The organism is Polynucleobacter sp. CS-Odin-A6, assembly GCF_018882095.1.
Lineage (GTDB): Bacteria > Pseudomonadota > Gammaproteobacteria > Burkholderiales > Burkholderiaceae > Polynucleobacter.
Genome location: NZ_JACVPD010000002.1, coordinates 163,436 through 188,909 on the forward strand (window position 1 = coordinate 163,436; position 25,474 = coordinate 188,909).

General features: G+C 43.8%; 32 protein-coding genes. 15 read left to right on the forward strand and 17 right to left on the reverse strand.

Features of this window, described 5'->3' with window-relative positions; translation table 11 throughout:
* Nucleotides 1–44 precede the first annotated feature (44 nt).
* From ICN15_RS05460 to pcaD, 6 genes are all read right to left on the reverse strand, one after another.
* Entirely contained in the window at nucleotides 45–545 is a 501-nt protein-coding gene (locus ICN15_RS05460) for a c-type cytochrome (protein WP_216201686.1), read from the reverse strand.
* Nucleotides 546–635: 90 nt separating this feature from the next.
* Nucleotides 636–1,901, reverse strand: a complete 1,266-nt coding sequence (locus tag ICN15_RS05465; RefSeq protein WP_255532881.1) for a sorbosone dehydrogenase family protein — start codon at nucleotides 1,899–1,901, stop codon at nucleotides 636–638.
* Nucleotides 1,902–2,012: 111 nt separating this feature from the next.
* A complete protein-coding gene (locus ICN15_RS05470) occupies nucleotides 2,013–4,163 on the reverse strand; it encodes a TonB-dependent receptor (RefSeq protein ID WP_216201687.1) in 2,151 nt (716 codons plus the stop codon).
* A 35-nt stretch (nucleotides 4,164–4,198) separates the two neighbouring features.
* Complete coding sequence (locus ICN15_RS05475) at nucleotides 4,199–4,372, reverse strand: hypothetical protein (RefSeq protein ID WP_216201688.1); 174 nt, start codon at nucleotides 4,370–4,372, stop codon at nucleotides 4,199–4,201.
* A 36-nt stretch (nucleotides 4,373–4,408) separates the two neighbouring features.
* The gene (locus ICN15_RS05480; RefSeq protein WP_216201689.1) at nucleotides 4,409–4,987 is read right to left on the reverse strand and encodes an HdeD family acid-resistance protein; all 579 of its coding nucleotides are present in this window, start codon (nucleotides 4,985–4,987) and stop codon (nucleotides 4,409–4,411) included.
* Between the two features lie 9 nt (nucleotides 4,988–4,996).
* On the reverse strand, nucleotides 4,997–5,812 hold the full coding sequence (pcaD, locus tag ICN15_RS05485) for a 3-oxoadipate enol-lactonase (RefSeq protein WP_216201690.1): 816 nt from the start codon (nucleotides 5,810–5,812) through the stop codon (nucleotides 4,997–4,999).
* A 164-nt stretch (nucleotides 5,813–5,976) separates the two neighbouring features.
* Here pcaD and ICN15_RS05490 point away from each other — a divergent pair, with 164 nt between their 5' ends.
* Genes ICN15_RS05490 through ICN15_RS05505 form a run of 4 tightly spaced genes read left to right on the forward strand, consistent with a single transcriptional unit; the run spans nucleotide 5,977 to nucleotide 8,515 of the window.
* The gene (locus tag ICN15_RS05490; RefSeq protein ID WP_216201691.1) at nucleotides 5,977–6,936 is read left to right on the forward strand and encodes a tripartite tricarboxylate transporter substrate binding protein; all 960 of its coding nucleotides are present in this window, start codon (nucleotides 5,977–5,979) and stop codon (nucleotides 6,934–6,936) included.
* A 28-nt stretch (nucleotides 6,937–6,964) separates the two neighbouring features.
* Entirely contained in the window at nucleotides 6,965–7,870 is a 906-nt protein-coding gene (locus ICN15_RS05495; protein WP_216201692.1) for an amidohydrolase, read from the forward strand.
* Nucleotides 7,871–7,897: 27 nt separating this feature from the next.
* Nucleotides 7,898–8,125 (forward strand): hypothetical protein, encoded by a 228-nt coding sequence (locus ICN15_RS05500; RefSeq protein ID WP_216201693.1) that lies wholly within the window; start codon nucleotides 7,898–7,900, stop codon nucleotides 8,123–8,125.
* An 18-nt stretch (nucleotides 8,126–8,143) separates the two neighbouring features.
* Complete coding sequence (locus tag ICN15_RS05505) at nucleotides 8,144–8,515, forward strand: hypothetical protein (RefSeq protein ID WP_216201694.1); 372 nt, start codon at nucleotides 8,144–8,146, stop codon at nucleotides 8,513–8,515.
* A 41-nt stretch (nucleotides 8,516–8,556) separates the two neighbouring features.
* Here the strand turns inward: ICN15_RS05505 and ICN15_RS05510 are convergent, their stop codons facing one another.
* From ICN15_RS05510 to ICN15_RS05540, 7 genes are all read right to left on the reverse strand, one after another.
* Nucleotides 8,557–8,934 carry a type II toxin-antitoxin system death-on-curing family toxin gene (locus ICN15_RS05510; RefSeq protein WP_216201695.1) on the reverse strand — a complete coding sequence of 126 codons (378 nt, stop codon included), beginning with the start codon at nucleotides 8,932–8,934 and terminating at the stop codon, nucleotides 8,557–8,559.
* Between the two features lie 4 nt (nucleotides 8,935–8,938).
* The gene (locus ICN15_RS05515; RefSeq protein ID WP_216201696.1) at nucleotides 8,939–9,190 is read right to left on the reverse strand and encodes a hypothetical protein; all 252 of its coding nucleotides are present in this window, start codon (nucleotides 9,188–9,190) and stop codon (nucleotides 8,939–8,941) included.
* Nucleotides 9,191–9,414: 224 nt separating this feature from the next.
* Nucleotides 9,415–10,692 (reverse strand): serine hydrolase, encoded by a 1,278-nt coding sequence (locus ICN15_RS05520; RefSeq protein WP_216201697.1) that lies wholly within the window; start codon nucleotides 10,690–10,692, stop codon nucleotides 9,415–9,417.
* Between the two features lie 63 nt (nucleotides 10,693–10,755).
* On the reverse strand, nucleotides 10,756–11,373 hold the full coding sequence (locus ICN15_RS05525; protein WP_216201698.1) for an RES family NAD+ phosphorylase: 618 nt from the start codon (nucleotides 11,371–11,373) through the stop codon (nucleotides 10,756–10,758).
* A gap of 61 nt (nucleotides 11,374–11,434) precedes the next feature.
* Nucleotides 11,435–11,812: an antitoxin Xre/MbcA/ParS toxin-binding domain-containing protein gene (locus ICN15_RS05530; protein ID WP_216202065.1), complete on the reverse strand. Its 378-nt coding sequence runs from the start codon at nucleotides 11,810–11,812 to the stop codon at nucleotides 11,435–11,437.
* Between the two features lie 150 nt (nucleotides 11,813–11,962).
* Nucleotides 11,963–12,265 (reverse strand): HigA family addiction module antitoxin, encoded by a 303-nt coding sequence (locus tag ICN15_RS05535; RefSeq protein WP_216201699.1) that lies wholly within the window; start codon nucleotides 12,263–12,265, stop codon nucleotides 11,963–11,965.
* Between the two features lie 9 nt (nucleotides 12,266–12,274).
* Nucleotides 12,275–12,553 carry a type II toxin-antitoxin system RelE/ParE family toxin gene (locus ICN15_RS05540; RefSeq protein WP_216201700.1) on the reverse strand — a complete coding sequence of 93 codons (279 nt, stop codon included), beginning with the start codon at nucleotides 12,551–12,553 and terminating at the stop codon, nucleotides 12,275–12,277.
* Between the two features lie 160 nt (nucleotides 12,554–12,713).
* On the opposite strand from ICN15_RS05540, the gene ICN15_RS05545 reads away from it, so the two are divergent.
* The 3 genes from ICN15_RS05545 to cobA are packed head-to-tail and all read left to right on the forward strand — an operon-like array spanning nucleotide 12,714 to nucleotide 15,869.
* Nucleotides 12,714–14,429: a nitrite/sulfite reductase gene (locus tag ICN15_RS05545; RefSeq protein WP_216201701.1), complete on the forward strand. Its 1,716-nt coding sequence runs from the start codon at nucleotides 12,714–12,716 to the stop codon at nucleotides 14,427–14,429.
* 13 nt (nucleotides 14,430–14,442) lie between these two features.
* Entirely contained in the window at nucleotides 14,443–14,991 is a 549-nt protein-coding gene (locus ICN15_RS05550) for a DUF934 domain-containing protein (RefSeq protein WP_216201702.1), read from the forward strand.
* A gap of 23 nt (nucleotides 14,992–15,014) precedes the next feature.
* Nucleotides 15,015–15,869, forward strand: coding sequence for a uroporphyrinogen-III C-methyltransferase (cobA, locus tag ICN15_RS05555; protein ID WP_216201703.1), 855 nt, complete (start codon nucleotides 15,015–15,017; stop codon nucleotides 15,867–15,869).
* Here the strand turns inward: cobA and ICN15_RS05560 are convergent.
* Entirely contained in the window at nucleotides 15,792–16,154 is a 363-nt protein-coding gene (locus ICN15_RS05560; RefSeq protein WP_216201704.1) for a sirohydrochlorin chelatase, read from the reverse strand. The genes cobA and ICN15_RS05560 overlap by 78 nt on opposite strands.
* Nucleotides 16,155–16,233: 79 nt before the next feature.
* On the opposite strand from ICN15_RS05560, the gene ICN15_RS05565 reads away from it, so the two are divergent.
* The 4 genes from ICN15_RS05565 to ICN15_RS05580 all read left to right on the forward strand — a co-directional run bounded on the left by ICN15_RS05565 (nucleotide 16,234) and on the right by ICN15_RS05580 (nucleotide 20,532).
* Entirely contained in the window at nucleotides 16,234–17,253 is a 1,020-nt protein-coding gene (locus ICN15_RS05565; protein WP_216201705.1) for a calcium:proton antiporter, read from the forward strand.
* A 67-nt stretch (nucleotides 17,254–17,320) separates the two neighbouring features.
* Entirely contained in the window at nucleotides 17,321–18,031 is a 711-nt protein-coding gene (locus tag ICN15_RS05570) for a DUF268 domain-containing protein (protein WP_216201706.1), read from the forward strand.
* A 170-nt stretch (nucleotides 18,032–18,201) separates the two neighbouring features.
* Nucleotides 18,202–19,131: a glycosyltransferase 61 family protein gene (locus ICN15_RS05575; protein ID WP_216201707.1), complete on the forward strand. Its 930-nt coding sequence runs from the start codon at nucleotides 18,202–18,204 to the stop codon at nucleotides 19,129–19,131.
* Nucleotides 19,132–19,434: 303 nt separating this feature from the next.
* The gene (locus ICN15_RS05580; RefSeq protein ID WP_216201708.1) at nucleotides 19,435–20,532 is read left to right on the forward strand and encodes a glycosyltransferase; all 1,098 of its coding nucleotides are present in this window, start codon (nucleotides 19,435–19,437) and stop codon (nucleotides 20,530–20,532) included.
* Between the two features lie 86 nt (nucleotides 20,533–20,618).
* Here the strand turns inward: ICN15_RS05580 and ICN15_RS05585 are convergent, their stop codons facing one another.
* Entirely contained in the window at nucleotides 20,619–20,861 is a 243-nt protein-coding gene (locus ICN15_RS05585) for an XRE family transcriptional regulator (RefSeq protein ID WP_216201709.1), read from the reverse strand.
* Between the two features lie 46 nt (nucleotides 20,862–20,907).
* Between ICN15_RS05585 and ICN15_RS05590 the strand changes: the two genes are divergently transcribed.
* The 4 genes from ICN15_RS05590 (at nucleotide 20,908) to ICN15_RS05605 (ending at nucleotide 22,789) form a co-directional block, all read left to right on the forward strand.
* Complete coding sequence (locus tag ICN15_RS05590; protein ID WP_216201710.1) at nucleotides 20,908–21,567, forward strand: hypothetical protein; 660 nt, start codon at nucleotides 20,908–20,910, stop codon at nucleotides 21,565–21,567.
* A 39-nt stretch (nucleotides 21,568–21,606) separates the two neighbouring features.
* Nucleotides 21,607–21,843: a tyrosine-type recombinase/integrase gene (locus ICN15_RS10965; protein ID WP_370625428.1), complete on the forward strand. Its 237-nt coding sequence runs from the start codon at nucleotides 21,607–21,609 to the stop codon at nucleotides 21,841–21,843.
* A gap of 4 nt (nucleotides 21,844–21,847) precedes the next feature.
* Nucleotides 21,848–22,282: a hypothetical protein gene (locus ICN15_RS05600; RefSeq protein WP_216201711.1), complete on the forward strand. Its 435-nt coding sequence runs from the start codon at nucleotides 21,848–21,850 to the stop codon at nucleotides 22,280–22,282.
* Nucleotides 22,283–22,354: 72 nt separating this feature from the next.
* Complete coding sequence (locus ICN15_RS05605; RefSeq protein WP_216201712.1) at nucleotides 22,355–22,789, forward strand: hypothetical protein; 435 nt, start codon at nucleotides 22,355–22,357, stop codon at nucleotides 22,787–22,789.
* Here the strand turns inward: ICN15_RS05605 and ICN15_RS05610 are convergent.
* Together ICN15_RS05610 and ICN15_RS05615 are read right to left on the reverse strand one after the other, a co-directional pair.
* Nucleotides 22,786–23,508, reverse strand: coding sequence for a sugar transferase (locus ICN15_RS05610; RefSeq protein WP_216201713.1), 723 nt, complete (start codon nucleotides 23,506–23,508; stop codon nucleotides 22,786–22,788). The genes ICN15_RS05605 and ICN15_RS05610 overlap by 4 nt on opposite strands.
* A gap of 329 nt (nucleotides 23,509–23,837) precedes the next feature.
* Entirely contained in the window at nucleotides 23,838–24,605 is a 768-nt protein-coding gene (locus tag ICN15_RS05615; protein ID WP_216201714.1) for a sulfite exporter TauE/SafE family protein, read from the reverse strand.
* Nucleotides 24,606–25,474: the final 869 nt, after the last annotated feature.

Below are 25,474 nucleotides of genomic sequence, written 5' to 3' on the forward strand. Positions count from 1 at the left end.
TCTAACAGAGAGCTTTGCTACTTGCCGAATTAACTCACTAAACCTTATTTTGATTGCGACAGATATTGCGCAATTGCTTTTAGGTCATCGTCATTCATGCCATACAAGGAAGCAGCCATAATCGTATCTCGACCAGTAGCTTGATTATTGCGAAATTGGCGCATCGAGTGCAATAAGTAATCCTCGCGCTGCCCGGCAAGCCTTGGCATTTGCTCACGACCAACATAGTCCGGTAAATGACAGGTTCCACAGAGGGCTTGTTTTGAAAGCAACTGCCCCCGTTCATAGAGGACCTCATCACGTTTACCTGGTTCGGGTTTTAAGGTCTGATTTGAATAAAACTTTGCTAGGGCAATAATTTGCGGATCAGTTAATCCATTTAACTGCCCCTGCATCATTGGAATTTCTCGAATGCCTTCGCGAATCATAATGAGATTATTTTCAAGAAATACCTTTGGCTGTCCTGCTAAAGAAGGGACACCGGCCATCGTGGCATTTCCATCAGCGCCATGGCATGCGGCGCAAACAGCCAATTTAGCACTCATGTCCTGCGCAAAAGAAAGCGGCGCAACCAGCGAGAGAAAAACTCCCGAGATGAACGCCGCTATTTTTATAGACTGCACAGATACCAAGACTTATTTCTTGCTATAAGTAATTCGATAGATCGCACCTAACTGCTCATCGGTCAACAACATCGATCCATCAGGCATTTGCATAAAGAAGGTAGGACGACCCCAGAAGGATTGATCGCCTGAATTCAGGAAACCGGTGATGAAAGGGGTAATCTTGGCATTCTTGCCGTCTGCATCAGCCTTTACAGTCACGACGTCATAACCTGATTTGGTATTACGATTCCAAGAACCCTTGCGTGCAATAAAGGCCACATTGCGATATTCCGCTGGGAACATATTACCGGTATAAAACTTGATACCCATCACAGCGGCATGAGGGCCCATCAGTGCAATCGGCTTGGTCACTCCAGCACATGGATTGGGTTTCACAATCTGGTCATCCGGGATATTACCTTCATGGCAATAAGGGAACCCAAAATTTTCACCTTTTTTAGTGAGAATATTCAGAGTGTCATTAGGAGAATCATCTCCCATCCAGTCACGGCCGTGGTTAGTGAACCAAAGTTGCTTGGTAATGGGATGCCAGTCAAAACCTTGCGTATTACGCACGCCTGTCGCTAAGACCTCCATGCCCGAACCATCGGGATTGTAGCGACGGATTTGCGCATATTCTGGAGTTGGCAGTTCGCAAATATTGCAAGGCGCACCAAATGGAACATATAGTTTTCCATCGGGGCCGAAGGCAAGGTACTTCCAATTATGGTGTTGCTCAGGTGGCAGATTGAATTTAGAGGTCATGTCAACTGGTGCCACATTAGGATTTTTGCTGATACCGTCGTAGCGCAAGACTTTATCAATCGCCATGACATAAAGCGATCCATTCTTGTAGGCAACGCCGGAGGGTTGCACCAATTTATCGACCACTACTCGGCTGGTACGTTCTTTACCATCATTGCTCACCTCATACACGCGCCCAATCGCACGAGTGCCAACATAAATCTTACCGTTGTCACCCATGGCCATTTCACGCGCACCAGGAATACCTGTTGCATAAAGTTCAATTTTGAAGCCAGGGGGTAACTTCAGAGTATTCAAAGGAATATCGCTCGCCGGGGTAGCCGTCATCTTGCCTGCTAAGGGCGCCAACTTTGAGGTGGACATATCCGCGCCCATACCCTGTTTCCAGGCTGGCGCAGCTGCTGGCTTAGGAGCTTCTGCTGTCGCTGTCGGGGCCGTTGAGCAGCCTTGCAAACCAATCAGTGAAGATGCCAATAAAACAGCTGCCAAGGAGGCAAACTTATTCATCGCTAGTGTATTGATTACTTTCATTTGAATTTTTTCCCTGAATTTTTTATTTATTTCGAGCTTAGCCCCTATTTAATCACTCTTCTAGCAGCAGAATCGCTTGGACGTACTAGGGTTATTCCTTAGACAACACTCCTAGAATTGGATGCGAGTGCCCACGGTAATCGCCTGAGGCATGCCTGCTTGGTAGGAGCTAGCTTGTGATGCGATATTAAAGGTGACGTACTGGCGATTCAATAGGTTCACTACCGATGCAAAAACCGCCGCCTGCGGAGTCATTTGATAGTTCGCCTTCAGGCCAACGACGGCATAAGCTGGAACAGGCAGAGAGCCGGTTGCCATCCATGAATTTCCCACATAACGCACCGTAGCTGTCAGGCTTGCTTGCGGCACTGGGTAATACGTCATGCCGATATTGCCCATGTTTCTAGGAACGCCACCTACCTGAGTATTAATCGGGTCGCTAGTCGCACTCCAAGTCAATGTTGTTTTGGTGTAGCTATAACCTCCATCTAAACCCCAGTGCGGATTGATATCGTGGTGATACTGAAACTCTAAGCCCTGGCTCAACAGGTTTTGTTGATTGGTGTAATAACTGACATTGGTATATCCGCCTGTACTTGCACCACAACCTGAAATGCCCGCGGATGCACACAAGCTAGTGGCAAATGCTAAATTGGTATTCGTAATTTTGTAGCTCGTAATGGCGTTTTGAATGTAATTATTAAATGCAGTCAGTTGTGCAAAACCATTCTTCCAACGATAGTCCGTTCCGACCTCATAGCCAGTCATCGTCTCAGGCGTCAGGTTCGGGTTAGCTAAGGAGTATCCGCTGACAGAATTGCCATAACTCCGCAAAGTATTGTTCATGCTAGGCGCATGAAAAGCTTGATACGCCGCAGATCGCAAATCCCAATCCGCACTAGCCCTATAGAGTAAACCCAAAGAAGGGCTTAACTGGGTCTTACTCTTATTTGGCACCGCTGAATAGGTTGGGGCACTGCCAGAATTGGCCGTGTAATAGTTTGGTGTCTGACTATTCCAAGCATCGACTCGTGCACCTAAGGTAGCCTCTAATGGTATAGCACTTGCTTTAGATTTGAGTTGTCCCAGGAGGCCATAGAAATTCTGCTGCCCCTGCGCATAGTTAACCGAGTTGACTGCACCTGTGTAGGCCAGATTATTGGTTTGATTCGATGCGGAAATATTTCTAGCATCTACTGCCAAGATGTATTGATCAATTCCGGCCAACTTCAGATCATGGGTGTATTGAGCTGAAGCCCCAAGAGTAGAGTAAGGATCCGTATAGTTCGCATTGATATAAGGCTTATAGGGAGCGGCCGTTAAATTATTTGCCGTCTGTTTATAAAAATTTGTATTTTGGTAGTACACATTCACTTGCGCTTTTTTATCCACATCGAGTTGCGTGGTTGAGCCAGCAGCTATATCAGCCATCTGAATGAGATTGGGTGCAATTGCATAGTTATTGCTTAAATCAGCCATCGTGCTGTAACCCATGCGCAAGAAAGCATTGGTATCTTGCGTGGGCTTAAAGTAATTTTGTAGGCGGATATTCGAATTCTTGACCGCATCTGTGCCCATGCCATTTTTAATATTCGCTGGTGAGCCAGGATAAATCGTTGCGTAATTCTGAAAACCTTCGCTCGAAAAGTAATCAGCGGATAAACGCATCTGCATGGCATCAGACACCATCACATCTTTTGAGACTGCTACATTGCCTGTAGCAAAGGATCCATAACTGGCCGATAGCTCTTGGCCGCTATTTTTAGGCGTCTTAGTGTTGATATTAATTACGCCGCCCATGCCATAGTTACCATATAGATTGGATACTCCACCACGCACAAACTCCACCGACTCAATCGACGACATTGGAACCAAGTTCCACTGCACCGTTCCATAAAATGCATCGTTTGCGGGTAAGCCATCAATCAATACGAGTGTGCGCCCGTAACCTAAACCTCGCACATTAATACTTTGACCGGTAGGATCCTTTTGATAGTAGGGCACATCATTCAAAAATACGCCGGGGACATTCTTCAGCACTTGATCAATGGTTTGATCTGGTGAACTCTCTAATACCTCTTTAGTCAAGATCGTCGTATTCAGGGGCATCTGATCTAAAGGCGTATCTGAACGGGTGGCATTGACCACTACGTCACTCAGCTTCTGATCATAATTTGGTGGGGGTGCAATTTGAGCCCAGCTCACAGGGGCGATTAATCCCATTGCGAATGCCGTTACTCGTAGGGCTTGAAAAGACCGCATTCTCAAAACAATATCTCCCAACCCTATTAAATGAACTACTTTGACTTGGTCTTACCGATCAAAGAAGTAAGCAATGGATTACTGCTAGCCAGATCTTTCTTGGTCTTGGCGACATCCTCCGCTGCGCCAGGCTTTGGCACTTTAGTGGCATTCTTCATGCGCTGCGCAGTTGCCAAAGCCAGGTTTTTATATAGATCGGTTTTTTTCATTTCATTAGCTCTTGGGAAATTTGAGTAATAGCTTAATTACTTCGTTAATGAGCGTGCAGCCAAGCCAAGAAATAACAAAGACCAACCCTGCAATAAGAATTCAATCGCAATCAATAATCCAGGTAACCACAAGCTACTTTCTGGATAGCCAGCCATGATGAGCGCACCCATCAAAAAGGAGATGGCAGAAGACAATACCAACCAAAACCATTCTTGAAAATGGCGATGCTGAAAGGCAGAGATCAGACGCAGAAAACCCGTGATGAAGAAGATCGCCGCGAGCCAAAGCGTAATGACTTCTAGAGCAGGGATTGGAAAAGCCCAAGTATAAATACCAGCTACAACATAGAGCACCGCCAAGATTAATTGCACACCCATACTCTTCCAACCCGATGATTTCAGAGCATGTGCGCCTTGCAAAATGCCGCCAGCAACTAAGAAGATACCTAGAATGTTGATGGAGACAAAAGAGAACAATGTCTGACCAGCAATACCAATCATTCCCAAGACAATAAATAAAATGCCCAGACCAATCAGAGCACCAGGCACTTTAGCAGCTGCACCTAAAACAGCTGTACGCATTTCTTTTATTTGCGCCACGGATAATTCAGTCATTCTTATCTCCTATAAGTTGTTGTCTACTGTATCAATAAAGTCGCGGATAGTCCGATTAAATGCCTCAGGTTGTTCAATATTTGATAAATGCGCGGCATCTTCCAGTATGACCAGCTTTGATCCATCAATCATGCGATTGAGCACAATAGCCTGGTCCACTGTGCAGGCAGGATCTTGGCGACCCGTCAAGATGAGTGTAGGCGCTTTAATCTTGAGCAGCATGGTGGTTTGGGCCATATCCCTCACTGCGCTAGCGCAACCCAAGTAACCATCCACTCCCGTCTTTAAAATCATCTCACGTACCTTGGCAATATCCTTAGGGGCGCGGGCAATAAAAGGGGCTGTAAACCAGCGTTTGATCGTGCCATCCACTAAGCCTGCAATTCCTTCCTTACGGGCAATCTCAAAACGCTCTTCCCACAAGCTGCGCGGGGGCATTTCACTAGCGGTGTCACATAGAGACAGGGAGTAAATACGCTCTGGATAGCGAGCACCTAACTGTTGCCCAATCATGCCGCCCATCGATAAACCGATGAAGTGGACTTGATCGATCTTGAGCGCATCGAGCAAAGCAACGGCATCATCCGCTAATTGAGCAATGCTATATGGCGCTGGAGTAGTTTCGGAGTCTCCATGTCCACGCTTGTCAAAACGAAGGACACGATAACGGTCAGTTAATGCAGGTACATTCCAATCCCACATACTGCAGTCGGACATCAAGCTATTAGCCATCAGTACCACATGCCCATCACTGGGCCCATCAAATCGATACGCAATGTCTATGCCATTGACCTTAACGATCTGTTTTTCTAATGCTTGACTCATTTATTTCAACTTTCTAGCGAATACTTCATTATTTTATTTTCCATCTTGATCATGGCGATCTGAAGGAGAGCATGGTAGATTATCTAACGAAACTATAAAAATACTTTGGAGACATGATGCGAAAGATATTGCAATCCCCTCACTTGAACAAAAGCCATCTCATAATGAGCGCTTTCTTCGGTTTTGCCCTGGCTTTAGGTCTAATCTCTCATCCTGCCAGCGCGCAAAACTATCCGAATCGGACCGTCAAGATGATCGTACCTTTGACCACCGGATCTGGCGCTGACATTGCCGGCCGCATTGTTGCCAAAAGCCTTTCTGAAACTTGGAAACAATCCGTCATTATTGAAAATCGTCCTGGGGCTGGAGGCCTGATTGGTACTGGCGCAGTTGTCAGCTCTGAGCCTGATGGTTACACCCTCTTGGTGCAATCCGCTTCTTACGCTGCTAATCCAGCAATCTATAAAAAATTGCCTTATGACCCACTCAAAAGTTTGGTGGATGTAGATATCCTAGGTCAAACTCCTTACGTTTTAATTACTGCTTCAGACAGCCCCTATCAATCTATTCGCGATTTAGTGATTGCAGCTAAGTCCAAACCAGGTGAAGTAACTTTCGCATCTGCTGGCGTTGGTAGCTCTACTCATCTTGCCGCTGAATACTTTAATCAAATGATGGGCATTAAACTGATTCATGTGCCCTACAAAGGATCCCCGGAAGCCATTCAAGACACGATGGCTGGTCGCACTGCCTTTTACATGGCGCCACTCGATACCGCAATTGGACAATTAAAGGGAGGCAAAGTGCGTGCGCTGGGCGTGACTAGTAAGGCACGCAATGCTGCAGTGCCTGACATCCCTAGCATTGCAGAGTTAGGCTATCCGACGTTTGAGATTGGCCTGTGGTTTGGTGTTTGGGCTCCTGCAGGGACACCCGCAGCGATTGTGAAAAAGATCAATCAAGATATCAATCTAGCGATGCAAAATCCCGAGGTGAAAACGGCCTATGAAAGTAAGGGGATTAAAGCGACTCCAATGAGCCCAACGGAGTTCAGTAAATTTGTCCGTGAAGAAATGGCGAAGTATCAAAAGATTGCTAGAGACGCCAACATTGAACCGCAGTAACTAACTACAGCAACCGAATTCCTTCAACTTGAACTCTAATTCAGCGCCCCTCTGCCAAGCCCCAGATCCAGAAATTCGATCGCCACAGATTGTCTTTCCGGCGGGGACGGTAGATTGTCATGCGCACGTCTGCGGTCCAGCAGTAAAGTTTCCTTATGCAGAGGAGCGTATTTACACACCACCAGATGCCACACTCACCCAGTATGAATCTTTATTAAATAGTTTAGGCATTGATCGGGCTGTCTTGGTGCAGCCAAGTGTCTATGGCACTGACAATCGAGCCATGCTTGCAGCGCTATCTACTTACCCGAACAAGTTTCGTGGGGTTGCCGTCATCGATGCCGCTATTTCAGATCAAGAGCTCGAGGTTCTTCATCAGGCTGGTGTTCGGGGCATTCGCTGTAATGTGGTGGATGTTGCTGACAAATCTTCCGGCTTACCTATAGAGCAATTAACTGCAATCGCCCAGCGCATTAAACCCTTTGGTTGGCACTTGGAGCTACTAGCCCACGTGAATGAATATCCCGATCTTGCAAAAATCTTTGCTGATTTTCCAGTGGACTTAGTATTTGGGCATTTTGGTTACTGCCATGCAAAGTATGGCGTGCAGAACAATGGTTTTCAGGGTTTGCTAGAGCTACTCCGAAATCAGCAAGCCTGGGTCAAAATGACAGGTCCTTATCGCATTTGTGATGGGGGCTTTCCCTATGAAGATATGCGACCGTTCAATGATGAAGTAATTAAAGCCAACAGTAGCCGATTAATCTGGGGGAGCGATTGGCCCCATGTGATGGTCAAAAAACAGATGCCACATGATGCTGATCTCTGCGATCTATTCGGAGATTGGGCTAGTGATCCAAGTCTGAGAAAGGCAATTCTCATAGATAATCCCTGTATGCTGTATGACTTCCCCGTCATCAACAATAATCAATAGTCATTTGCAAGAAAGCAAACACATCTAATGGACACCACACTTACCGTCATTCTAGGCATTGTTGCGATGTTGCTTCCCCTATTAGTGGGTCGACTGGTGTGGAAACGTTTCGATCAATACTTTGGTCGTAACGATCCTGTCTATATGGATAGCCTGGAATACTTTCTCAAGAAACTGGGCTTCACCATCTTGGTTGCTTTTATTGTTTTGTGGATTGGTATCAGCCTCGTATTTAGTGGCAGTCCTAATTACTAAGTTATCAGTAACGTCAACATGAACGATCAACTCAAAACAATTTTCAATAAATCAAAACTTAATTTTGCAGTCCTTGCCAGTATTTTAATGATTGCCATCTTGGGAAAAGTCACCAATCCAGAACTCACTAATAGTATTTTTCTGTTAGCAGATCAACTCGTTTCAGATCTCATTTTGTTGTTCGTCGCCATTACACTCGGCGCCTTTATTCCGAACTTCAAACTCGTAGTATTAGGAGCCATCGCAGCATTTATTGCTGCTGCCATCGCAATACAAGCAGGCATCTTTACCTATCTCACGATGGAATACCTATTTGCAGTTCTAATTGTGGTGCTCGGGTTTGCCTCGATAGCTAATCTGTATCGGCATTACAGGGAATTTCAGTTTTAGGCTTTTTAAGTCTATCTATTAAGGCTAGTATTAATCAAACCTTAACTTAGCGACCTCAACCAAGCAGCCAATTCAACCTCAGTCTTCTGATCTGTAGCAACTTCAATAATCCAGTCACCCAATGCGTATCCAGAAAACTGGATCGAAATATGATTACTCTTAAGTATCAGAAATAAGGCGGTAGCTGCAGTTCTTTTGTTGGCATCATTAAAACAATGCCCCTTCGCTAAAAAGGTTGCATAGCATGCAGCTAAGTCGCAGGCATCAGATATAAATCCATATTGCAAGCGATTATGAACTCTAGCTAAAACTGCGTCTAGAGATTTATCCTTTGCTAAACCCTGTAACTCATTAGCGCCGATGACAGCGTCGTGGATTGCGATGATCTGCGATGTATTAAGATCGTTGAACTGAGTCATGCTTTTACTTATCCTTCAGGTACTCCAATACATGACTAATTTCATGTAAATCGTCTCTCAAAAAAGTGCCGACCTGTTCATCGCTAATCGGCTTAATCTCAATATTGGAGACAGCGCTTTTGGGCACAAAATATCCTATCGCCTCGTTGCGATTGAGGATCGCGACAGGATTATTTCCTGCCTTCGCGATTACCTTGTTGGGCTCCCGCAACTCAGTCAGAGATGCTGTCAAAGAGGTAAGTAGGATTTCCATCATTCCTCCATATTTAAATATATATCTAAGTATATATTTAAGTTGATGTTAAGGCAAATTTAATCGGAATTTGCTGATTCAACCTTTAAATTTGGGGTTTATTACCCCTTGCCCTCCCTTAAAACAAAAGGGGGCAAATGCATTCTTTCTGCTTACCCAGAAAAATCCCTTACTTTTTTATTCATCGCCTAATGCAAGGCATTTTTGCTCCCGAGATGAGTGAAAGCTTACTTCTCGAGCGCGCCATAAATTAATGCGTTGAGCTTCTCACGATGCACTTTCCGGATCTCTCCAGGAGCAACACCCATCATGACCACCACCATCTGCTCTTTAGGATCAACAAAAAAGATGGTGCCGTAAGCGCCATTCCAGGAGTAGTCCCCGACATTGCCATTATTAGCAGATAGGCCGCGTTCGGTTCTCACAGCAACCCCTAAGCCAAAGCCATAACCCACACGGGCAGGCTCAGTGCCACTCACATTATTTTTAATATCTTTGTTTAAGTGATTGGCCGTCATAAATGCCACAGTTTGCGGACCTAAGACACGCTTGCCATCTATGCTTCCGCCATTCAGTAACATTTGTCCAAAGCGTAAATAATCACCCGCAGTAGAGTAAGCACATGAACCGCCGCAATCAAACTTCACTTGTTGAGTAAGAATATCTATCTTTTGTGGTTTACCTGTTAGAGGATCAAGCGCTAATGGCTGCGCCAAACGAGGACGGTCTTTTTCAGCAAGCTGAAAGGTTGTACTAGGCATTCCTACTTTGCTCCACACACGCTCTTGAAGAACCCCTCCTAGAGGCTTACCTGAAATTTTCTCCTCAATGATGCCAAGCACATCCAGTCCAAAACCATAATCCCAGGCAGTACCTGGCTCATAAAGCAAAGGAGCAGCGGCCAACTGATTAATGAACTCTTCAGAAGATAAATTGATAGCCGCTGGAGCTGAGCCAGCAGGATAAAACTTATGAATTGGTGTAGCTCCACGCCCACCATAAGTTAAGCCATTGGTGTGCCGCATCAAATCTTGAATGGTGATGGGATTTTTTGCTGGAGTGGTAGTGAGTTTGCCATCGGCATCTACTTGTCCTACTTTCATATTCTTAAACTGGGGGAGCCAGTCTGCAATAGGTGCATTGAGAGGTAACTTCCCTTCTTCATAGAATGTAAGTGCGCCTACTGTTGCCATGACCTTGGTCATAGATGCCAAGTTAAAGATGGCATCGGTCGTCATCGGCTTTTGAGCCTCTTTATCGAGATAACCATAGGGCTTAAAGACACTTAATTTGCCATTTTTAGAGATTGCCAAAATAGCACCCGGCATTTGATTGGTAGCGATTTGATCTGCAAAGAACGCATCAATGCGTTTGAGGCCCTCTTGGGTGAACCCCTGCCCAGGAGCGCCTGATAGAGGTAGCGGAGTTTTGCTGGTCTGCGCGCTAACGAATGAGGGGATAGCCAACGTTCCAATGACGGCACTAGCTATGAGTAATTTTTTCAATTTATCTCCAATCTATTTTTTATGAATGCTGGTGCCAATATACCCGTGTTCAAAGACTGTCTTCTAGAGACCCCACTCCGCCGCAGAAAAGCAATATGCTTTCCCCTGACTTTTTAATGTGACACTAGTTTGGCCAACAGACAGAAACCAAACCTGCTCATCCACTTTTGGCTTGATGCCTACAAAAACATCGGGAACTAGAATGGCAACACACCAAGCCGGAATTTCATCTCGAACAGATTCGTAAATAATCGCCTGTACATTCTCTTTTCTTGCCAAACGGGCAATTTCTTGAGTTTGAATGTATTGACTAGCATCCCGCCAGAGTTGGGCATCCTTTTTAAAAGGTGGCCGCCTCAGATCGACTGCCTGACATGATGGCTCACAGGAAAAAACAGTATGTGCCACTGGTCCGAGAGATTTTAAGTCTGGGGCATCTTTTAAAAAACGCCAGCGCCAATATCCCAATTCCGCACCTGCTGTTCGAAGAGACTGTGCACCATAAAACACTCCCGGATCAATTTCAGAGCGAAATCTTGAGCCACCTCTTTTAGGGTGATATCGAAAAGGGGTTGCGAGCAAATAATCTAGTTGTGATGTACCAGCCCTCATGATTGGCTTGCTACCTTCAAGCAGCATTTCTAATGCATCCTGCTCATATATATCGTCGACTAGTTTCATGGTTGAAGCGATGTGCTGAGACTCAACCATTCGCCAAACACTTTTTCGCCAATGAAATGCTTCAGACGACACCGCGTGAGGAGTCCAAGTATTGAACGACACGTACCAATCCCTCCGTTGTCTGTATTAATGTAATAGGCTTTGAATGCAGCCCCAGATTTTCATTCGTGAGCCATTGATAGGCAATTTGGTCATCACTCACAATCGAATCAAGCGATCGATATAAGCGAACAAATAAGAGCGAAAAATCCCACTCCTTTGACCCTTCCTTCAGCTCGTAACTGCCTTGGTAAAGGCGGGTAATAGTCGGGGCACTGAGACCAAGAACCTTGGATAACAATGCATGAGAAATCTGCAATCGGTCAGCAGCCCGAATCACCGCCTTACCCAACACGCTCGCTGGGCTTGTAACCGACTTGATTTGATTGGCGGCTATCATGATTTGAAACTGATATATTTCATAGGAAATATTATTGTACATAAATTTCTAAATAAACCTAGCAGGAATAAAGGTCTTTAGCCTCTTTCACTAGGGAATTCCAGCTTCTTACCCCTTATATCTTTTTGGTTATATGAGATCGATATTTAATTAGGCCGCTATCTGGAAAACGCGGATCCTAGATTCCATCTGACTTTGAAGGTCTCGCTTTGCCACCCTCATATCGTATTCAGACTGCAAGTTGAGCCAAAATCTAGGCTCCATTGAAAAAAACAGTCCAAGTCGTAATGCAGTATCCGCAGTGATAGGACGATTACCGTGAACGATATCGCTAATGCGACTCGGCGAGACATCAATATCTGCTGAGAGCTGTCGTGCAGTAATCCCCATAGGCTTCATAAAGTCCTCCAGAAGGATTTCTCCTGGGTGAATTTCATCAAGTAATTTTGTCATCATCATCTCTTAGTGGTAATCCACAATCTCTACTGCGTAAACACCATCCACCTTCCATACAAAACAGATTCGCCACTGACCATTAATGCGAATACTATGTTGCCCAGCCCTATCTCCAAGCAAAGCCTCAAGCAAATTACCAGGTGGTGTACGCAAATCTAGCAAACTAACTGCTGCATGCAACTGCAGCAACTTACGCCTTGCAACCCTTTCAATACTCTTGAATTTTCGAGAGGGTTTGCTGTTAAAAAGTGCTTCAGCCTCTTTACATAAGAATGAATGGATCATGCATTATTATATTCTACATCACAGAATCTGTTTAGCGGAATATTTATCACTTTAATCCTATTTGCCAAAATTTCTGACCCATCTATATATTTTTATTCATATATAGAAACAATATTTAATTATTTGTGGAAATATCACTAGCCCTAGACAATCTAGGGCTATGTACAAATATGATTACATTGACCAAACCTTGGTCGACCAACGAGTTACCCAATTTCGGGATCAGGTAGAGCGACGCTTAAACGGGACCTTAGCAGAAGAAGAGTTTCGCCCCCTACGTCTGCAAAATGGCTTGTATCACCAACGCCATGCTTATATGTTGCGGGTTGCTATTCCCTACGGCCTGTTAAGCGCAAAGCAATTGCGCACCCTTGCTTTTATTGCTGATCGATATGATCGTGGCTACGGCCACTTCACCACCCGCCAAAATATTCAGTTCAATTGGGTGGAGCTGGAGCAGACTCCCAACATCTTGGCTGAACTGGCCAAAGTGGAGATGCATGCTATTCAGACATCGGGCAACTGTATTCGCAACATTACCAGCGATGCCTTTGCTGGTGTAGCCGCAGATGAGTACATTGACCCTCGCCCTATTTGTGAACTGCTGCGTCAATGGTCAACCTTGCATCCCGAGTTTGCACACCTGCCACGTAAATTTAAGTTTGCCGTCAATGGTGCCAAAGAAGATCGCACCGTTTTACTCTGTCACGATGTCGGTATTGAGCTCAAGAAAAATCCAAATATTAATAACGGAGAATTGACTGCTGATATTTATGCTGGTGGTGGCATGGGCCGTACCCCTATCCTAGGTTCCTTGATTAAAAAAGATGTAACTTGGCAGGTATTACCAAGCTATTTAACAGCGCTCTTGCGGGTGTATAACCGCTTCGGCAGAAGAGATAACCTCTACAAAGCACGCATTAAGATTTTGGTCAAAGCTCTAGGCTCTGAAGAGTTTGCGCGCCAGGTAGAAGGCGAATGGTTGCAGCTTCACAGCGAATCAAAACCCAGTAATGATAATTTCACGCAGGCTGAATGGGAGCGTGTTGCCAAGCACTTTACTAAGCCTGACTATCTGAAACTTAAGCCAATCAGTAATGAAGCCATCCAGGCGACAGCATCCGAGATAGAAAGAGCACCATTTGCCCGTTGGCTAAAGCGTAATGTGAAACCCCATCAAGTACCTGGCTATGCTAGTGTGATTCTGTCGCTCAAGCCCCATGGAACAGTTGCCCCTGGCGATGCTACTAGCGCGCAGATGAATGCCATTGCTGATCTAGCTGAACAATATAGCTTTGGCGAACTGAGAGTCACGCATGAACAAAATTTAGTATTAGCTGATGTAGAGCAATCCAAGCTTGTAGAACTTTGGCAAGCCGCCAAGAGGCAACATGTAGCGCTTCCGAACATTGGATTACTGACAGATATCATTGCTTGCCCTGGTGGCGACTTCTGTTCATTGGCGAATGCCAAATCACTCCCGATTGCCAAAGCAATTCAAGAACGCTTTGATGACCTGGACTACTTATTTGATTTAGGTGATATCAGTCTGAATATTTCTGGATGTATTAACTCTTGTGGGCATCATCACGTAGGCAATATTGGTGTACTGGGTGTCGATAAAGATGGTGAAGAGTGGTATCAAATCACTTTAGGTGGGGAACAAGGCAATAAAGCATCTATCGGCAAAGTGATTGGACCCTCCTTCTATGCTAATGAAATCCCTGATGTCATGACTAGTCTCATCAATACCTACGTAGAGCAAAGAACTGCGGACGAGCCGTTTATTGACACCTACCGCCGCCTAGGCCTAACCCCATTCAAAGAAGCGGCCTACATGAACAACGGTAAGCACTCCAAAGGAGCGCTAGCTTAATCATGGAAAGACTATGAACCAGCAGATTATTTACTACCCCAAAGGCGGTAAGCCCACCCTCATCGCTAATGAATGGCAGGTCTGGGATGGTGAGCGTGATGAAGGTAGCATTCCGGATTTAGTGTATGGATTGCACAAGGTATTAGTGCCATTTCATTGGTGGATTACACATCATAAAAACTCAGATATCGCAGACAGGGCAAATAAAGGTGGAGTTGGTGTTTGGTTTGCTGCAGATGATGACATTCTCAAGCATGCTGACATTATTGAAGAAGGCAAAAACCGCTGGCCGGTTATAGCTGCTCACTTCCCCATCTTTAGAGATGGTAGAAGTTTTAGTACCGCAGCCCTACTAAGAGATCGCTTTGAATGGCAAGGTGAGCTCCGTGCAATTGGAGATGTCTTAATTGATCAACTCTTACAAGGGGCACGTGTAGGTTTTGATACTTTTGAGCTGCGTCCTGATCAAAACCTCGAGATCGGACTGAAGCAATTTGATCTTTACGGTGTGACAACACAAAACAGCTGGCGTGCCACTCGTAGCACTCAAGCGGCCATCTAAGTCAAAGGCACCACAGATACATTATGAGCAATCCAAACAAACTCGGTAAAGTGTATTTAGTTGGCGCCGGTCCTGGCGCAGCTGATCTTATTACCGTGCGTGGAGCCAATCTACTGGCAAAGGCTGATATCGTGTTTCATGATGCATTAGTGGATCCCGCTATGCTTGACTTATGCCCTCAAGCCATTAAAGAACCTGTGGGTAAACGTTGTGGCAAGCTTTCTTCTGCTCAACACTTTATCAATAAGCGTTTGATTGATGCGGCTCAAAAATATCAAGTGATTGTTCGTCTAAAAGGTGGCGATCCCATGATGTTTGGCCGTGCAGATGAAGAGATTCAAGCCCTTAAGAATCACCATATTGAAGTAGAGGTAGTGCCCGGCATTACAGCAGCATTAGCTGGTGCCGCAGCGATTCAGCAATCCCTCACATTACGCGGTGTCTCCCGCAGCGTGGCTTTTGTTACTTTGGCACAGGGCACTGAAACTTCATCCAACATCGAAGATCAACCGCAACTAATTCAAAATCCACAAGCCGATACCTTGGTGTATTACATGGGTCGCAAAGATGCTGCAAACATTGCCAAGCAATTAATAGATAACAGCTCATATCACTCTAGCAATACTCCTGTACATATTCTGGAAGCAGTCAGTACCAAGAATGAGCGTCATTGGTCTAGTTCTCTTGGAGAGCTAGCCAAGGGAAAAGCGAATGATTGGTTTGATACTGCTTCACCTGCACTGATTATGGTGGGTGAAGCCTTGAGAGAAAAGCAGCAGAAAAACAGCCCAATAAATGACTTACAGAGCTCTAGCTCCAAAATCGATAATAGCCTGCAAGACAGCCTCATCCTCACCGACAGCCGGCGTAGCGCTTAAAGTAATTACAGGAAATTTTTCCCGGCAAGCGGACAGTAAAACTGGGAAATCGTTGCGCAAATGGCCGCCCTGACCAAAGAAAACGGGCACTATCAAAACCTCTGAAGCCCCAGCGCTAGCATGGAAAGCAATAGCCTCCTCCAAACTAGGCTCCATTAGCTCTAAGAAGGCTAGCTCGACCAGAACGTTGGGGTGCTGAGCTCTCCACAGAGAGACTAAGCGATCAAATGGCTCGCGCCAGCGGGCATCGCGGGCACCATGTCCAAATAAGATGATTCCCTGCATATAAACCTTTTAAACTATCAGCATTAATTATCTAAGCTTACCCTGAATTTAAGCGCCTTACCTAGACCCACATAGCCGCATGACAAATCTTCTCAGCCAAACTTGGTTCATCGTCTTCATGGGCATTACCCTCGTTGGTGCCGTCCTATCAGCTGTTCACCATGCCGAAGTCATTGCCCACAAAACTGGGGAGCCCTACGGCACTCTAGTGCTATCCATTAGCGTTACTGTTATTGAGGTCTCCCTCATCATCGCCATGATGCTGGCTGGCCATGAAGGTTCTGAATTTATTGCGCGAGATGCCGTCTTTGCAACGGTGATGATTGTGATTAACGGTGTAATTGGGCTATGCATTTTTATGGGTGGCTTTAAACATCATGAGATGTCATTTCGCAATGAGGGTACAAACTCAGCATTAGCCGTACTTACCGCCTTAGCCACATTCATCCTGGTAATGCCCATGGTAACCGTCAGTACGCCGGGGCCAGACTTTACTCAGAGTCAGCTGGCTTTTGCAGGTATTGCCTCCTTTGCTCTTTATGGGGCTTTCTTATTTTTTCAGACAGTGAGCCATCGAAATTACTACCTCCCCAAAGCAGAAAAGCAAAAGACAGATAGAGGTGCACATGCCGATAAACCTAGTAATCTCAAAACTAGTATTAGCGCACTGCTACTGCTCATATCACTTGGTGTGGTGGTAGGATTAGCCGAAGCACTCAATCCGGCTATTGAGGCCGGGGTAAAGATGGCGGGTGCACCAAAAACAGTTGTGGGTATCGCAATTGCTATGTTGGTGTTGATGCCAGAAGCCTATGCAGCAGTAAGAGCCGCAAGGGCAAATCGACTGCAAAGTAGCTTGAACTTGGCGCTGGGATCTGCGCTAGCTAGCATCGGACTTACCATTCCAACAGTTGCGGCAATCGCGATCATCTATGATCTGCCACTCAGCCTCGGAATCAGCAGCCTGAATATGACCCTGATGTACCTGTCATTCTTTATTGGGGCACTTACCTTGGCTATTGGCAGGACTACCCTATTGCAGGGTGTAGTGCACTTGATTATCTTCTTTGAGTTTTTGTTCTTAAGTTTGGTGCCTTAACGGCTTAGTACAACATTTTGACTGCAAACAGTAAAATAAACACAACATTTAAAGTTACATAAAAAAAATGAATCTATTTAAAAAGTATTTACGTAATGCAAAGTTTGCAAAAAGCTTTAATAAAAATCGTCCGGCTCTGGAAGATAATCGATTTGCCATGGAATGGGAAAAACGTTATCCCTGCCTTGATGATGCTACATCGACCACAGGTTTTGATGCGCATTATCTTTTTCATACAGCGTGGGCCGCAAGGGTGCTGGCAAACACGCGACCAAAACTACATGTCGATATTTCTTCATGTCTAAGATTTGTTTCAATGGTTTCGGCTTTCATCCCGATAGAGTTTTACGACTATCGACCGGCACAACTACACTTATCAGGGCTAGAGTCAAAACGAGCCGACATCATGAGCCTGCCTTTCGCGGATGATTCTATTGACTCGATCTCTTGTATGCACGTAGTAGAGCATATTGGACTAGAGCGATACGGAGACCCATTAGATCCACGTGGGGACCTGAAAGCCATAGCTGAATTAAAACGCGTTACCGCCAAGAATGGGGATCTAATATTTGTAGTCCCTATGGGCTCTCAGTCCATCATTCAATACAATGCCCATCGAATTTACGCGTACGAACAAATCCTCCAGTATTTCTCAGGCTTTGACTTGATTAATTTTGCCTACGTTGATGACGCCGGGAAATTTACCGCAAACGCTAATAAACAAAGTACCGATAACCAGCTTTATGGTTGCGGTTGCTTTCATTTTAAAAAAATATAGCCAAACCACCCATCAAAGTGTTGCCGATACGTAATAGAAAAGCGCTCCTTGGATCTGACTAGCATTCAATTAATATCACCATACAACCATTATTTATGAATGTACTAAAACATATTAGGCGGTTTTTTAAGTCTGCAAATAAAAGGGTTGTCCAGCCAATCAAAAGGCTTTTGAAACCCGTAACTCGGTGGCTTAAAAATGATCCCTATGAAATCATCCTAACAGCTAATAAAAATTTTAAAGGATCAGACTTTGCCGTAGTGCGTGATGTTCTATCTTACGAACATTGCAATTTTAATTCCTGGAAAATTATGGCTCTCAGCCCGAGCTATGAAAGTGGTACGGAGAGCTTAAAAAGTGGTTCGACCCCAATTTATATTGCAATAGACACCATACATCACGACGCATTTGGGCATTGGTTTTTTGAAAGCGCCATCTGGCTCCCTAAAGTAAAGGCTATTCTTGATGCCTACCCAAATTCTAAAATTTATTCTATGGGGTCAAGAGGATATAAGATGCAGATCTTGGAATATTTTGGCATCTCACCAGATCGAGTTGTCACTAAATTTTCTGAAAAAAATAATGTCTGCATATTTGTAAATCCCTGCACGTCAATCAACGATCTCTCAGAGCATGACAAATTCAAGGAAATGCTAGTTGAATTTTCAGAGCAGTTTCATCAAACTAAAGTAAGTAAAGAAATTGATTATTTATTAATGCCCAGGCAAAAAAAGGGGAACTATAAATCTAATGATCGCGAAGTCGACACCGATGATATAGAGATCTACCTCAGAGGCATCAAGGACTCAAAAGTTTTTAGTAGTGAAAACTCAAAAGCCTTTAATGATCAAGTCCATATTGTACAAAGCAGTAAAACTTTGCTTGTTACCGATGGATCAGCTTTTTTAGTAAATGCTTTTTTGGCTAAAAATTCAGTTGTTATTGTTCTCGGCGATGCTCTTGTTCCAAATCAGCGTCGAGTACAGGAGAAATTACGCATTCTTTGTGAGCACATCGAACACAATAGTGCGGTCATGTACATTCACAGTCCTAGCAATATTTTTACCAGGGACTGCATCTACCAATGGGTTAAGAGTTAGTCTTTAATGCCAAGCATAGAGCAGACTGATTAAAAGATAGGATTTATAGCTGTAGAATTTTTCAGGTTCACCCAAGCCCCTACGCTATACCCTAGTTCAAAGCAATTTTTCCGGAAAACAGTCACCCCTCTAGGGAGGGGGTGAGGCTTAAATTGCTATTAGTTATTTATTAAAAGCTACATAGTACCTGGAGTCACTTAACCTGGAGGTGTTCAGACCCCAAGATACAAACTTACCAATGAATTCACAAATATATTGCAGGCTAAAAGGTAAATAGATGAATTTAGAATTTATAATCATTCTATGACTGGTTTACTAATCGCATTTTTCTCCTCGCTGATTACCACCCTATTGATTATCCGATTTAATCATTTGCACAGCCGCTTCTCGGCAGACTTAGATTTATCTGGACCTCAAAAATTTCATAAGATTGCTGTCCCCAGAATTGGTGGAATCTCGATCGCAATTGGATTGCTACTGGCTATAGTATTAAGACTAATAAATTCGCCTAATGCCAGCCTAGAATTAAGTCTACTCATCTCCGCTATTCCCACATTTGCCATTGGTGTTACTGAAGACATCACCAAAAAAATTAGCGTTCGCAAAAGATTATTTTTTACGGCCATGTCATCAGGCCTAATTGTCTATCTATTGCAGGCGCAGATTCTTAGGCTCGACATCCCAATACTTGACCTTATTTTTACTATTCCTTTTTTTGGCATTGCCTTCACCATATTTGCCATGACTGGTTTAGCGAATGCCTACAATATTATTGATGGTTTTCATGGCCTCTCAAGTATGGTCGCGATCATCACCCTATTGGCGATTAGCTATGTAGCCTACCTCTTTGGCGATTCAACCATCATTTACCTGAGTCTTATTATGGTGGGTACCATTGCCGGATTCTTCATCTGGAACTACCCGAGAGGGCTCATCTTTTTAGGTGATGGTGGCGCTTATCTCATTGGATTTTGGATTGCAGCCCTTAGCGTCTTAATCGTCTTTAGGCATCAGGAGATTTCTCCTTGGTTTGCCCTTCTTATTAATGGCTACCCTATTGCTGAAACACTCTTCACCATTTACAGGCGGAAGATTCATCAAGGGAAAAGTCCTGGCCAACCTGATGGCACCCACTTTCACACCCTGCTATACCGTCGCATTCTAATGAATAAGCATCAAGATCAAAATTGGTTCTCAGCTAACTCTAGAACTGCCCCTTACCTGTGGGTGCTAGCTGGCTTGAGCATTACACCAGCATTACTATGGTGGCAATCAACCCCAATCCTAATCAGCGCGTCACTACTCTTTATCACCTTGTATGTTTGGCTCTACTCAAGAATCATTAGATTTAAAACTCCAAAGTGGCTACACCTTGAAAGAAAATTGGATAGTCAAGAATAGTGGAGTGCTACATGGCATTAGCGAGCGCTTCTTGCAAAACCGCTATTTAGACCAACTTGAAACAAGATAGTTCGTTTCGCAAAAAGCTATTTTTTCAACTTTAAGCGAACGCCTGGCCCCTCTTCTAGAGAGCCAATAAATTCAACTCCAGCATCTTCAAAAGTCTGCTGAATTGCATGCAGTACCTTGACGCTGGCCGAATCCGGCACTCCATCAAAAGCCTCGATCCTACGAATGCTGGATAAGCTAACTCCGGCCTGATCGGCCAAATCAGATCCAGACCATCTAATAAGGGCCTTTGCAGCCCGCACTTGCGCACCTGTAATCATTAGACATATAATGTGTCATTATTGACACTTTTAGTTTCTTTAAATTATGAAATCAGCTCAACTGCAACAGGATAACGCATCTAGACTGCTTATCAAAACTCTACAAAGAATAGAAGGCGCCTACGCCCCAGCAACCATTCGAGCCTTTGGAGCACATTTCAATACCTTCATCATCTATTGCAAAGAAAATCAAACTGCCCCGCTATCCACGCACCCATCTGTTGTCAGCAACTATATCAATAGCCTAAGTGATGGCAAATTTACCTCAACCTATATTCGCCGAATCCTAGTTTTAATTTCAACCATCCACAAACTCAATCGCCTTGAGGATCCCACGAAAGATTGTGATGTACAACTAGCAATGCGCAAAATGCACAGAAAATTAGGTAGATTCAGCAAACAAGTAGCCGCCATAACAAAAGACATCTTGCAAAAAATGCTGTTAGCAACGGGGCTAGATCTGCGAGGGATCCGAGATAGGGCGTTATTGCAGGTAGCCTACGATACGCTGTGCAGACGAAGTGAATTAGTCGATTTAATGGTGCAGGATATTACAAAAAATGTTTCCACAACCCAACAGAGATTTTGCCTCTCCATTAAATTGCGAAAAAGCAAAAGCGATCAAAATAGCCGAGGAAAATGGCTGCACCTATCAGAGCTAGGAAGCGTGGCACTCCAAGAATGGTTAATTGCTGCGAATCTTTGACAGGGACAAATCTTTAGAGGAATTAATAGAGGAAATAAGATTGGCGAAAAACTATGTTGCGGTCAATTAGCCCGAATTTATAAAAAGATTGTCAATAAAGCTCAGATAAATTGCGATGCCATTAAAAATATTAGCGGTCACTCGATGCATGTGGGTGCGGCTAAAGATTTATTGCGGGAAGGGGTGAGTCTTCCAAATATTATGAATCGTAGAAGATGGTCAAAAACAAACACCGTGATGCGTTATGTTGAGCAAATAGCACCTACCGATCATTAAAAATATGGGGAATATTGTAGCCAATACTAATAAAACGAAAAGTAGATCCATCACAATATCAGCGAAGAAAAAATCTACAGGCCCTATTACTACATTTGGAAAAAGTACTTCATCCAAAAATGCGGTAACCCATGGCGCAACTTCACCAAAATTACTTAATGATGCCGAGCATCAGCATTACATTACTTTATTGGAAGATTTGAAGGAACCCCACCCAAATCAAAATCCTCTCGTTCGAATTCAGTTAGAGCAGATAGCAAAACTTAATATTCAATTAGAGCGAATACAAAATACGATCGATGCCCAGTTTCAAATTAGCAGGGCTACATCAAGTATTTATGACACACTTTTGAAAACTCTTGATATAGACCAGAAAATAGCCGACCTTATAGCAAACGGCATCTTTGGTATTAGTAGTAATAATGAATTTTTAGAGTAGTTTCCATTTGAATTCTCGATGGAGGTGTGGTCTTTGTACCCACCCAATAGACCAACAAGCGATAAAGAATTTTTGGGTAAGACGCCTAAGCTATGTCAGCATCTACAACATGAGGCTGGAAAGCAAAATTTGAGTGTTAAGGATTACATCGATCAAAAGATACCAAGACTCAAGGAGGATAATTCAAACCATTTTGCGCTCGGCTTGAATGTTAGATTTATATTCCTAAATGAGAAACCTGTGATTTCTGAGCAGGCACTTGATGAAGCCATTGGGCAAGTTGACCTGAAAGAATTAAAACGTGTAGCAGAGTGGCATTCAAATGAAATTTCTCGCTGTATTCGGCGAAATCAAAAGATTTCTGATTTCGCAAAATTATTAGAAATAAAAGTATATTCCACCACTCCAGATTTAGATCAATTAGATCGTCTAATGCGCTATCAAACTACATTGCAAAGACAGCTTTCAACAGCCATTGGAGAATTGCTGGCGCTTACTAAAAATTAGTGTCCCCCACCTTTAATAATCACCAAAATGCCTCTCCAGATTACCCAAAGATCTAGACAAAGCAGTCCAAAGGAAGAGCACTTGAGATATTGATCAACATACTCATACTCGTAAATAGGATTACCCATCTCTGAGGTTCCTTTGTTGATGTGACCCAAACCCAAAAGGCCCCCGCGCAGCAAAAACCTAGTGACGTTTCCCTGCGCTCGATCTCGCTCATAGTGCAGAACAGATAGAGGACGCGGCCCAACAATACTCATATCGCCCTTGAGAACACTCCAAAATTGAGGCAACTCATCTAAGTAAAACTTCTTAACAAATTGACCAACATAAGTTCGACTATCTGGCGTCCACTCCGCAGAATAGGCAATCCAGTCGTGTCTTTTAGCGCCCTCAGGCTCAATGTATTTTGTTTTTATTAGGCGAATCTTGTATTTGGGAATAATCTTTCCGGCGCTAATCCCGTTATAGTAAAAGAACATAGAGCCCTTATTTTCAGGAATCAACCAACCTTCTACCAAAAAGGCTAATTTCAACACCAATAGAATTGGTGTTGAAATTACTAAAAGGAAAATTGCAATTAACTTATCAAATAAAACCTTAAAAAAACGAGGCGGAAGTGGATCTTTTAATTCAAAGATATGAGAGTATTTTTGCAATATCTCATCTGTTGGGGGCGTATAAGGAAAAGCCTGAGCGGGCTCGTGAATTTTATTCATGATTTGATGAGTCTGTATCTGAAATATTAAAACCCATATACAAAAAAGTTGGGGTTGAAAATATTACTTGGTTTATAAATAATCGGCTCTTTATTCGATGTTAATAATCTACCCCTTACCCCTATCACTACAGCATGTCCTGCTGGGGTATTCCGAATGCAAGTAGGTCCAAAGCACGGGTAAATATCTATCAGCGGAACTAAATGATCAATCATCGCTTGCTCAGTAAAACCTAGAGGAGCAAATTTGGTAATAGTCATACTATTAAGGATAAACTATCAGCTAGATAATCGAGTCTGGCATTGAATAAGCTAGCATCACATCTCTATTTAGGCTAAAAGCCTGATTGCGACTAAAGCAAGAACTACCGCAATGCAGATTCGCAATGGCGTCTGCGGCAACTTGCTGGATAGCGTCGCCCCAATAAGCACACCTGGGATAGAACCAATTAAGAGCCAGCCTAGCAGACCAAAATCAATGTTGCCAATGAATAAATGGCCCATGCCAGCAAACATAGCTAATGGAATAGCATGCACGATATCGGTTGCAACCAGCCTAGCGGGTGTGAGTCTTAAAGGGTAAAGATAGGTCAACATCACTACACCCACGGCACCTGCGCCAATTGAAGTTAAAGTTACTAAGCCGCCTAATATCGCCCCTGCAATAACAGTCAAAGTTGGCTGCCAATATTTAAAGTGCTGCGCATCACTTAAGCGGAAATCTTTGCCAATCACATGAAGTTGTTTTTGAAACAACATGCTCACAGCAGTAATCAGGATTGCAATGGCTACCGCATCCTTCAAGGAGGATGTTTCAAGGGCTATATAGCCGCCCCGCATCAGCAAAATCATGATGACAGAAACCGGCAAACTTCCCATCCAAAGATAATGCAATACTTGCCAGTCAATCAAACCCTTGGTGTGATGCGTTTTGCCTGCAGCCATTTTGGTGATGGCTGCAAACCATAAATCAGTGCCAATGGCAGTTACTGGGGCCACTCCAAAAAATAAAAGCAATAAGGGCGTCATTAGCGCCCCGCCCCCAACTCCGGTCAAACCCACTACTACACCCACCAAGAAACCCGCCAATATAAGCATTTGAATGTCCTTAAACCTTTGAATTACCTACTGTTGGATGCATGATTAAATGAAAATGATTATAGTCAGTAAAATACTTTACATATTAAATAATATTGTTGTTTAATATAAAGCATGAACGCCAAAGCTAGCCTAAATCGACAGAAAAGTTCTCTAAGCCTTAGAAAGGAAGCAATTCAATTGCGTCAATCTGGATCAACGATTGCTCAAATTCAAGAGGCAACAGGCCTGAGCGCGCCAACAATCATTGCCTTAAATAAAGCCTATCAAGCCGGTGGATTGCAAGCGGTAATCCAAAGAAAAGTAGGTCGACCACGCAAAACATCAAAAGATATAAATACTCTAGGGCAATGGGAAACCGTTTGGAAGCAATTATTTCACGAAAAAAGAAAGCAACTTTGGACCTTTGATTCATTAGCCAAATGGCTTATGGAATTTCAAAACGCTGGGCACGGTAATTTTGGTTCACACTCTAGACTCGTAAATAAGCGCGGTGCAATGCGCCTGCTAAAAGAATGGGGTTGGCTTCCCCATGCTAATGAGCAAGCAAGCACAACTATTTTGGGAAAAGCAGCGCAAAAAAAGTTTCGTGTTTTTGTTGGCACGGATTTGAAATTACCCAACATCAAATTCACCAAGCAAGATTACTGTTTACTCTATGCAAAAGATCTTCGTGGCAAGCTATTTTGGAACTTTTATACATACCCACTTAATGAAGATAGTTACGTCGAATTTTGCCAAAAATTACTTGATACCAACCCAGCAGGCATTGCTCTGGAACTACACTTTGCCGGGCTTTCTTACACGCCGAAACTAGTTTCGTGGGTTGCAAATAATAATCAGCATGTATTACTCAGGGATACTTCAAA

Bases quoted from the DNA above. Each gene is read 5' to 3' on its own strand.
- ICN15_RS05460 (WP_216201686.1), bottom strand. From the start codon at position 545: ATGAGTGCTAAATTGGCTGTTTGCGCCGCATGCCATGGCGCTGATGGA.
- ICN15_RS05465 (WP_255532881.1), bottom strand. From the start codon at position 1,901: ATGAAAGTAATCAATACACTAGCGATGAATAAGTTTGCCTCCTTGGCA.
- ICN15_RS05470 (WP_216201687.1), bottom strand. From the start codon at position 4,163: ATGCGGTCTTTTCAAGCCCTACGAGTAACGGCATTCGCAATGGGATTA.
- ICN15_RS05475 (WP_216201688.1), bottom strand. From the start codon at position 4,372: ATGAAAAAAACCGATCTATATAAAAACCTGGCTTTGGCAACTGCGCAG.
- ICN15_RS05480 (WP_216201689.1), bottom strand. From the start codon at position 4,987: ATGACTGAATTATCCGTGGCGCAAATAAAAGAAATGCGTACAGCTGTT.
- pcaD (WP_216201690.1), bottom strand. From the start codon at position 5,812: ATGAGTCAAGCATTAGAAAAACAGATCGTTAAGGTCAATGGCATAGAC.
- ICN15_RS05490 (WP_216201691.1), top strand. From the start codon at position 5,977: ATGAGCGCTTTCTTCGGTTTTGCCCTGGCTTTAGGTCTAATCTCTCAT.
- ICN15_RS05500 (WP_216201693.1), top strand. From the start codon at position 7,898: ATGGACACCACACTTACCGTCATTCTAGGCATTGTTGCGATGTTGCTT.
- ICN15_RS05505 (WP_216201694.1), top strand. From the start codon at position 8,144: ATGAACGATCAACTCAAAACAATTTTCAATAAATCAAAACTTAATTTT.
- ICN15_RS05510 (WP_216201695.1), bottom strand. From the start codon at position 8,934: ATGACTCAGTTCAACGATCTTAATACATCGCAGATCATCGCAATCCAC.
- ICN15_RS05515 (WP_216201696.1), bottom strand. From the start codon at position 9,190: ATGATGGAAATCCTACTTACCTCTTTGACAGCATCTCTGACTGAGTTG.
- ICN15_RS05525 (WP_216201698.1), bottom strand. From the start codon at position 11,373: ATGAAACTAGTCGACGATATATATGAGCAGGATGCATTAGAAATGCTG.
- ICN15_RS05530 (WP_216202065.1), bottom strand. From the start codon at position 11,812: ATGATAGCCGCCAATCAAATCAAGTCGGTTACAAGCCCAGCGAGCGTG.
- ICN15_RS05535 (WP_216201699.1), bottom strand. From the start codon at position 12,265: ATGACAAAATTACTTGATGAAATTCACCCAGGAGAAATCCTTCTGGAG.
- ICN15_RS05540 (WP_216201700.1), bottom strand. From the start codon at position 12,553: ATGATCCATTCATTCTTATGTAAAGAGGCTGAAGCACTTTTTAACAGC.
- ICN15_RS05545 (WP_216201701.1), top strand. From the start codon at position 12,714: ATGTACAAATATGATTACATTGACCAAACCTTGGTCGACCAACGAGTT.
- ICN15_RS05550 (WP_216201702.1), top strand. From the start codon at position 14,443: ATGAACCAGCAGATTATTTACTACCCCAAAGGCGGTAAGCCCACCCTC.
- cobA (WP_216201703.1), top strand. From the start codon at position 15,015: ATGAGCAATCCAAACAAACTCGGTAAAGTGTATTTAGTTGGCGCCGGT.
- ICN15_RS05560 (WP_216201704.1), bottom strand. From the start codon at position 16,154: ATGCAGGGAATCATCTTATTTGGACATGGTGCCCGCGATGCCCGCTGG.
- ICN15_RS05565 (WP_216201705.1), top strand. From the start codon at position 16,234: ATGACAAATCTTCTCAGCCAAACTTGGTTCATCGTCTTCATGGGCATT.
- ICN15_RS05570 (WP_216201706.1), top strand. From the start codon at position 17,321: ATGAATCTATTTAAAAAGTATTTACGTAATGCAAAGTTTGCAAAAAGC.
- ICN15_RS05580 (WP_216201708.1), top strand. From the start codon at position 19,435: ATGACTGGTTTACTAATCGCATTTTTCTCCTCGCTGATTACCACCCTA.
- ICN15_RS05585 (WP_216201709.1), bottom strand. From the start codon at position 20,861: ATGATTACAGGTGCGCAAGTGCGGGCTGCAAAGGCCCTTATTAGATGG.
- ICN15_RS05590 (WP_216201710.1), top strand. From the start codon at position 20,908: ATGAAATCAGCTCAACTGCAACAGGATAACGCATCTAGACTGCTTATC.
- ICN15_RS05600 (WP_216201711.1), top strand. From the start codon at position 21,848: ATGGGGAATATTGTAGCCAATACTAATAAAACGAAAAGTAGATCCATC.
- ICN15_RS05610 (WP_216201713.1), bottom strand. From the start codon at position 23,508: ATGAATAAAATTCACGAGCCCGCTCAGGCTTTTCCTTATACGCCCCCA.
- ICN15_RS05615 (WP_216201714.1), bottom strand. From the start codon at position 24,605: ATGCTTATATTGGCGGGTTTCTTGGTGGGTGTAGTAGTGGGTTTGACC.